Genomic DNA, 5,986 nt, shown 5'->3' on the forward strand with positions numbered 1-5,986 from the left:
CTCCTTTATTGGTTCTGCCCTTTATTGGGCCATAACCGGTAGAAGGTTGCATTTCTCCAAAACCATTTTGGCCATTCAGAAAAAAACGATCTAACCCGTTCATTGCATAAGTAGATAAACAGGAAGCTACCGCACCACTTGCAAAGCCAAATTGAAATTGAATGGTTTCATCAACACCTGCTGCAAATTTTATAGTATCTGTTTTTGTTTCCTGCGCTGTTACCCAAATTGGATCTTCACCCACCATATAACGGGCACCATTAACGGCATAAATACCAATGTCCATCATGGAGCCACCACCAGCCAGTTGTTTATTCAATCTCCATTGTGTAGGGTCGCCAATTCTAAAGCCGGTTAATCCCTGGAAGAACATTATTTTTCCAAGCTCCCCTGCATTTCTCATGCGAATGATCTCTAAAGTTTTTGGTTCAAAATGCACTCGGTAGCCAATTAATAATTTTACATTGGCCTTTTTACAGGCTGCTATCATTTGCTCACCTTCTTTTGCATTTAATGCCATCGGCTTTTCGCAAATAACATGTTTACCTGCCTGTGCTACACGTATGGTTTGATCTTTGTGTAATGAGTTGGGCGTAATAATATACACGGCATCAATATCAGGGTTGTTTTTTATAGCATCAAAATTTTCGTAGTTGTAACAATTCTTTTCCGGGATATTATATTTTGTTTGCCACGCAGTTAGTTTAGAAGACGTTCCGCTAATAGCGCCTACTAATTTTACTTTTGTACAAGCCTGTATAGCATCGGCAACACGGGTGCCATAACTGCCAAGGCCCATAATAGCAACTCTTAATACCGGGCCATCATAAAAATATTGGTCAGCATTTTTATCAATATTGGCTAAACTATCGTTTGTTAAAAAAGGTACAGCAATAACAGAAGCAGTAAGCTTTTGTAAAAAATTGCGGCGGGAGTTATTCATAATAAAATTTTTAAGTTGAATAATACTATTACAAATGCTGAATGTTTTATTTTTTATACAAAGAAAGGTATACCCGGTATTGCATATTTTTTCATTGCATCTTCATTAATCTCTACACCGATACCTGGTTTCTCCGACAGCGTGATAAAACTATTTTTTACCCACTCACCATCATAATGAACAATTTCTTTAAACATTGGGTCAGTATGAAAATACGATTGCCATTCTAAAATTAAAAAATTTGGTACAGATGCGCAAACATGTGCAGATGCCATTGCACCTAAAAACGAAGCTACCATATGTGGTGCAAAAGGTACATAATATAAATTGGCCAAATTAGCAATGCGCTGCCCTTCTCCCAATCCACCTGCTTTTTGCAGGTCGGGCATTACAATATCTACAGCACCTATTTCCAGCAATCTTCTAAAGCCATAAGCCAGGTAATGATTTTCGCCTGCACATATTGGTGTGCTGGTTGATTCGGTAATTAATTTATAGGCTTCCGGGTTTTCTGCAGGTATGGGTTCTTCCAGCCACATCAGGTTTAAATGTTCCAAACGTTTTGCAACAGCCTGTCCGGTTACTGCATCATATCTTCCATGCATGTCAACACATATGTCAATGTTGGGGCCTACGGCTTCACGTGCTGCTGTCATCTGGTCCACCATTCGTTGCAATTCGGCAGGGCTTGCGGTCCAGTTATACGCATCATACTTACCGGGGTCTTTGGCCTGATCCAGATCAAACTTAATAGCATTAAATCCCATTTGTTTTGATTTTAATGCAGCTTCTGCAAAATCTTTTGGGGTGGGCAAATTTCTTTGATACAAAGCGGTATCACAATACACCCTTATTTTATCACGAAACTTTCCACCCAGTAATTGATACACCGGTACATTTAATGCTTTACCTGCAATATCCCATAAAGCGGTTTCTATTGCAGATAATACAGCAACATACATTCCTGATTGTGCACCCTGAAAAAAACCACTTTTACGAATGTCTTCAAACAAACGATGAACGTTCAATGGATTTTTTCCTTTTATCCTTGCTTCAAAATTTTTTACCAAATGATAAGTGCCCGGTATCGCATCCACGCCTTCGCCACAACCCCATATATCCTGGTTGGTAAATACTTTTACAAAAAGGCTGCCCTTTATATAACCGCATTTTATTTCAGTTATTTTAAGATCGGTAGGGGAAGATGGTCTGGGCGTTTTATCAATTGCAGTTTGATAACCCATACCAAAAGTTGATAGGGATGCGAATGGTGTTATTGCAGCAGCTATGGCCGCTTTACTTATAAAATTTCTTCTTGAATTTGTCATGGAAAATATTTTTTTAGATGATGTGAATTTTACCAGGTACGTTCTTTTAAATATTCCTGCACCTGTTCTTTTGGTACAGGCAATTCATTAATGTGATCGTTAAGCCACCTGGAAAAATCTTTTTCAATCTCATCTGTCCAGCGGGTATCTATTTGCCCGGCAGTGTAGGTTCCTTCTCTTAAACGCTGGTGGCCAAACATATCCCTTAGCCTTACGATCTCTGATGTCTTCACTACTTTTTCTGCAAGATGAGGAGGGATAAATGTAACCACCCCCATCTTACCTAAAACAATGTCTCCGGGCATTACTGTTACTGTTCGTATACGTGTGGGCTGATTGATACCAACGATCATTGTATTAAGATCACCTGGCGGATTATGATACGACGGATCATAACTGGTATAGTAAGAAGTGAAGCCACCAATTTCTTTTAAGCCTTCTACATCTCTTAAGGCACCGTCGTACACAATGCCATTTCCTGTTTTAGCATAAATGGCATTGCCCACATTATCTCCAATGGTAGGTCCATTACGATGGGCTCCAAACTGGTCGGCAACATATACATCTCCTTTTATCAACAGGTCAACTGCCCAGGTATTTTGTCCACGCTTGCCCATTTTTTTGCCTGCAGTATCTATGGCCCCCCATACATCGGGCCTTGCCGGCATAAACGTAGCCGTTACTGCACGGCCTGTTAAAACACTGTCAGGATTTATTTGCATCCATCCTTCTGCTACCTGGTAAGCATAGCCGGCATTTTTCATAACGGCCCAGGCCTCTTCCACGCTTACCAACTTCATGCGTTTTAAAATATTATCCGGCACTTTAGGGCGGCCATCTGCAAATCGTTCGCCTTTCCATGCAGGTGTTAAGGCGATCAGTTGTTCTTTTGAAATTTGTACCTGCTGGCTTTTTAATTGCATACAACAGCCAATCATTACAAATACAATAAAGAATGATTTAATTTTTTTCATGCAATAAGTAATTTAATGAGCAATATTTATTTATGAACTGTTTCATCAGTATATTCTTTGGGCAAACGGTTGTGCCACCAGCTTGCTAATGCAGAGCCTGTTATATTCATTAATGGTCCAAACACGGCTGCTGCTAAACCAACGGTAGCTATCTTTCCCATTTCTTTTGCAATGCCCGATGCAAGTCCTGCATTTTGCATTCCCACTTCAATTGCAATGGTGCGGCAATCTCTTTCCGGCATTTTAAATAAGCGGCCACTCCAGTAGCCCAGTAAATAGCCAAAGCAATTATGTACCAATGCTACCACAATTAACAGGGCACCTATTTTCAAAAGGCTTTCTCTTCCTGCGGCAGTGATGATGGTAATGATCAACGCAATACTTAACATGGATACATAAGGCATCGCTTTATCCAGCCATTTTGAACGACCACTTAAAAGCTTATTAAAAATTAATCCAGCACTTATTGGAATAATGATCATTTTAAAAATATCCCACATCATTTTCATTACTTCAATTTCAATTAAGGCGCCAGCAAAAAGTTTCATCAGCAGTGGTGTAACAAAAGGTGCAATCAGTGTGGTGATAGAAGTGATGGTGATGGATAAAGCCAGGTTGGCTTTGGATAAATAAGCCATTACGTTAGAAGCAAGCCCGCTTGGAGAACAACCGATAAGAATAATACCTGCTGCAATTTCAGCCGGAAAATTAGTGAGGCTTGCTAATGCAAAACCCAGTAATGGCATAATAATAAACTGGCTCATTACACCAATCACCACACCTTTTGGTGATTTAATAACGGCGGCAAAATCATTTACGCTCATGGATGCTCCCATGCCAAACATTAGTAACTGAATTAGCGGTATTATCAAACTGCTTAATTTAAAATTACCCCATTGTAAAAAATACTCTGGATGAAACATCGCCAATGTTACCGCCGCAAAAATTATTACGGTAAACGATAAGCCTTTTAATGCTGCATTATACCGGAAGGCAAAGGAAAGGCTAACAAAGAAAAAAGTAAGCGACCAGCCGGAGAGTTCAATTTTATTTGCTGCCCAAAAAATGATGGATAGCAAAATACACAAAACAGCAAGGCTGTAAAAAATCACCGAACTTTTTTTGGGCGCCATATTTTAAATGGTATTAAACTTTTACGTGAAATAGAAAATGATAGCAGGCAAGTTGTACAACTAAACTTGCCTGCTATATTGTTTAACTGAATATCCTGTCGTGAGAACGCCTTTCATTCCATTGCGTAGTGGGTTCAAAATAACTTTTATCAGATGGATGCAAATGTTGTTTCAATACTTCTTCATTTAATTCAATACCTAAGCCAGGCGATAGTGGCACATCTGCAAAACCTTTGGTAATTATTTTTTTGCCATCCGTTGTTTTTACTAAACTGTCCCACCACGGTACATCTACCGAGTGATGTTCCAGTGCTAAAAAGTTTTGTGTTGCGGCTGCGCAATGCACATTTGCCATAAAAGATACCGGTGTGCCTGCCTGGTGCATGGCCATGGCTATACCATACTCTTCTGCGTAATCACCAATACGTTTTGTTTCTAGCAATCCTCCGGATGAAGCAAGGTCGGGATGAATAATATCTACTGCACGTTCATCGATCAGTGGTTTAAAATATTTCAGCAAGTAAATATCTTCGCCGGTAAGTGTAGGTGTTTCTAAAGCATCTGTCAATCGTTTCCATTGCACGGTGTATTCCCACGATACAATATCTTCTAACCATGCTAAGCGATATTTTTCAAGCGCTCTTCCTAATCGAATACCATTGTTATAATCAAAGTGGCCGTAATGGTCTGTAGACAATGGAATTTCATAACCCACCATGCTTCTTACATTCTCTACTACTTTTTGTAATTCCTCTAATCCTTTATCGGTTATTTGTATTTGCGTAAATGGGTGTAGTGTGTTGCCGTACGACATATAATTACTTTGATCGCCCCACTGCGCCAGATTACCCTGCGTATTTTGCCAGAATTTATCATTCACTAATGTATCTGGTATGCCTTTTAATTCGCCAATAGAAACATCCATCTTCAGCCAGGTATAACCCTGTTCTTCTGTGCGGTATTTAATTAATTTTTTTTGTTCTTCAGGAGAAGAGGACTCAGGCGTATCGGCATAAATTCTTATTTTATCACGGTACCGGCCACCTAATAATTGCCAGCAAGGTACATTATAAGCTTTGCCACAAATATCCCATAGCGCCATTTCAACAGCGCATACACCGCCTGCCTGTCGGGCTTGTCCACCAAACTGCTTTATTGATTTAAATATTTGCTCAACATTGCAGGGATTCTTTCCAAGAATCCTGCTCTTAAGCATCAGTGCATATCGTACATCAGCTGCATCTCTTACTTCGCCTAATCCATAAATACCCTGGTTGGTATCAATACGAATAATTGCAGTACCACCCATCACTGCCGTAAGGCAATAACGCATGTCTGTTATCTTCAGGTCTGACGGGCTTGAATTGCGGCTAACCTTTTGCGTACTTTGTGCAACAAGTTCTTCGATAGGTGAAAATGCCAAAGCACTTCCAAATGCAATACCACCCATAGTTGCTTTTTTAAAAAAAGAACGGCGGCTGTTTTCCTGTTCTTTAGGTAAGATTTCTTCTTCTGTAATATCATTATCTTTTAAACCCAGTGTGGCTAAATACTTTTGTGATGCTGTCATTTCACATAATAATTTTTTAGAGGCTCTCTTCAACAGTG

The 5,986-nt window shown here is 39.7% G+C and carries 5 protein-coding genes; all 5 read right to left on the bottom strand.

The features are described 5' to 3' along the window. On the bottom strand, positions 1-943 hold a 943-nt coding region (locus ACY65O_RS06310; protein WP_462220006.1), incomplete at its 3' end, for a Gfo/Idh/MocA family protein. Between the two features lie 53 nt (positions 944-996). Continuing rightward, positions 997-2,271 (bottom strand): mandelate racemase/muconate lactonizing enzyme family protein, encoded by a 1,275-nt coding sequence (locus ACY65O_RS06315; protein ID WP_462220007.1) that lies wholly within the window; start codon positions 2,269-2,271, stop codon positions 997-999. A 29-nt stretch (positions 2,272-2,300) separates the two neighbouring features. Next, on the bottom strand, positions 2,301-3,245 hold the full coding sequence (locus ACY65O_RS06320) for an RraA family protein (RefSeq protein ID WP_462220008.1): 945 nt from the start codon (positions 3,243-3,245) through the stop codon (positions 2,301-2,303). 26 nt (positions 3,246-3,271) lie between these two features. Continuing rightward, a complete protein-coding gene (locus tag ACY65O_RS06325) occupies positions 3,272-4,378 on the bottom strand; it encodes a bile acid:sodium symporter family protein (protein WP_462220009.1) in 1,107 nt (368 codons plus the stop codon). Between the two features lie 82 nt (positions 4,379-4,460). Further along, a partial coding sequence (locus ACY65O_RS06330; RefSeq protein WP_462220010.1) for a mandelate racemase/muconate lactonizing enzyme family protein occupies positions 4,461-5,986 on the bottom strand: 1,526 nt, incomplete at its 5' end.

The sequence above is a fragment of the Ferruginibacter sp. genome, assembly GCF_031430955.1.
Classification (GTDB): Bacteria; Bacteroidota; Bacteroidia; order Chitinophagales; family Chitinophagaceae; genus Ferruginibacter.

Excerpts from the sequence above, each read along its gene's own strand:
- ACY65O_RS06315 (WP_462220007.1), bottom strand. The coding sequence starts at position 2,271 with ATGACAAATTCAAGAAGAAATTTTATAAGTAAAGCGGCCATAGCTGCT.
- ACY65O_RS06320 (WP_462220008.1), bottom strand. The coding sequence starts at position 3,245 with ATGAAAAAAATTAAATCATTCTTTATTGTATTTGTAATGATTGGCTGT.
- ACY65O_RS06325 (WP_462220009.1), bottom strand. The coding sequence starts at position 4,378 with ATGGCGCCCAAAAAAAGTTCGGTGATTTTTTACAGCCTTGCTGTTTTG.